Genomic DNA, 1,786 nt, shown 5'->3' with positions numbered 1-1,786 from the left:
CCTAACTCCGCTCCTTCGCATCCTCGCCCCTCTCACCATCACGGCTACTAAGAAACAAAAGTCTACTAAGATTGAATAGGGGTTAAATCATATCCGAGTTTTTGCGCCTGCTTGTGAAGCAGGTGTAACCGGTATTTCTCCCGCTTGACTTCGTAATCATCTAAAAGCTGTGGCTGATATGGGGTTTTGCTCTTTAACAAAGCGTAAATAATTCTTGCCAATTTATGAGCGGTGGCTGTGATGGCAACCTGTGGCCCATGTTTTCGTTTTATTCGTCGATAGAAGCGCCCAATTGGCCCATCACTACGATAAACCGATTGAGCCGCCATACGAAGAGCTTGAGTAGCTCGATTGGTCACTTTAGAAGTTCCTCGTTTAATAACTTTTCCACCTGTTATTTGATTGTTAGGAGCGAGACCCAGCCAGCGAGCAAACTTTGCAGCTGTTGGCCAAACGGACATATCCAAACCAATTTCAGAAATGACGGTTTGTACCGTTAGAGTAGAGACACCTTCAATCGCGGTTAGATCAACACCACAAAGCTGATAGAGATCGGACTGTAAATCAAAATGAGGCTGGTTACCCACTTTATTATGCTTCTTAGCTGCAGGTAAAGCAGGTAAATCTTGATGGAACTCTGGGTGTAAAATTGCATATCGGGATTCAATTTTTATGTCACAATCAACGATTTTTTGTGTGTAAAAATCATAAAGCTCAACAGCCTGTTTCAACGCAAAGAGATGATCGTCTCGAAAATTTCCTTCTAAAGCTTTGGCAATTTCTTCCTCAGAAAGCCGACAACGACCATCTCGAAATGTTGCCAATTGACGGCTATTTTTCTCTCCGTCGATGATCGCACGAATAATTGACATACCAGTTTTGCCAGTCACATCAGATACGGCCCGATCCAGTCTTACATTCATTTGCTGTAGGGCTTTATGCATATGCTGAATATGACGACTACGAGACTCTATCAGCATTGCTCTTTGACGGACAAGTGAACGGAGTTGAACCATTTCTTCTTTTGGGCGAAATGAGCCCTGTAACAACCCATAAGTATGAAGTTGTTGGAGCCATTGACAATCGAGCACATCTGTCTTTTTGCCCGGAACATTTTTTATATGCTTTGCATTGACCAAACAAACGTCAAATCCTTGTTCTGAAAGATGCTCGTAGAGAGGAATCCAAAGAACACCGGTTGATTCAATTGCAACGGTGTCAACATCACATTCTTTCAGCCAACGGCTAACCTCAAATAAATCTTGAGTATATGTGCCAAAATTGCGTACCGTTTGAGCATCTCGATCTTCAGGTACACAGACATAAATCTCATCAGCACCAATATCAATTCCAGCTGCGTTAAGATTCAGCTTTTTTAGGCTCTCTAGCTTTACAATTTTACGTTTTTGGGTCTTCTTTTTGGTTTTTCTTGGCATTGTCATTCACTCACTTCCATACAGACCCAATTGAGAGATTACTCGAAACTCTACTAAACGAGGTCACAGCCATCAATCTTAAGTGCTCGCTCAATTGGAACCTTGCTTTTCATCGGGTTTTTATACACCAGTGCCCTGTCGGTCTTAACTGTCTGTACTTGCGAGCGATTTTAACTTGTTTCTTTCATCTAAAGTGGAGACATCGTCTCCTTTGTATTGCTTTTCAGTAAAAAGTTGTGGAGACCCAAAATAAGTTAAATCAGATCATATAATTTGGAGAGATTATCTGTTTTACTGAGACGCACTGCTCGCACCATACAAAATGTGTCACCCCCGAACAGTTGCAGGTA

The 1,786-nt window shown here is 42.0% G+C and carries 1 protein-coding gene; it reads right to left on the bottom strand.

Features of this window, described 5'->3' with window-relative positions:
- Positions 1-65: 65 nt before the first annotated feature.
- Positions 66-1,436, bottom strand: a complete 1,371-nt coding sequence (locus F6K37_RS40790) for an IS110 family RNA-guided transposase (RefSeq protein ID WP_287256999.1) — start codon at positions 1,434-1,436, stop codon at positions 66-68.
- Positions 1,437-1,786: the final 350 nt, after the last annotated feature.

It is taken from the genome of Moorena sp. SIO4E2, from assembly GCF_010671945.1.
Classification (GTDB): Bacteria; Cyanobacteriota; Cyanobacteriia; order Cyanobacteriales; family Coleofasciculaceae; genus Moorena; species Moorena producens.
The sequence above is the reverse complement of the archived record's forward strand: the minus strand, read 5'-3'. Positions and strand labels throughout refer to the sequence as shown.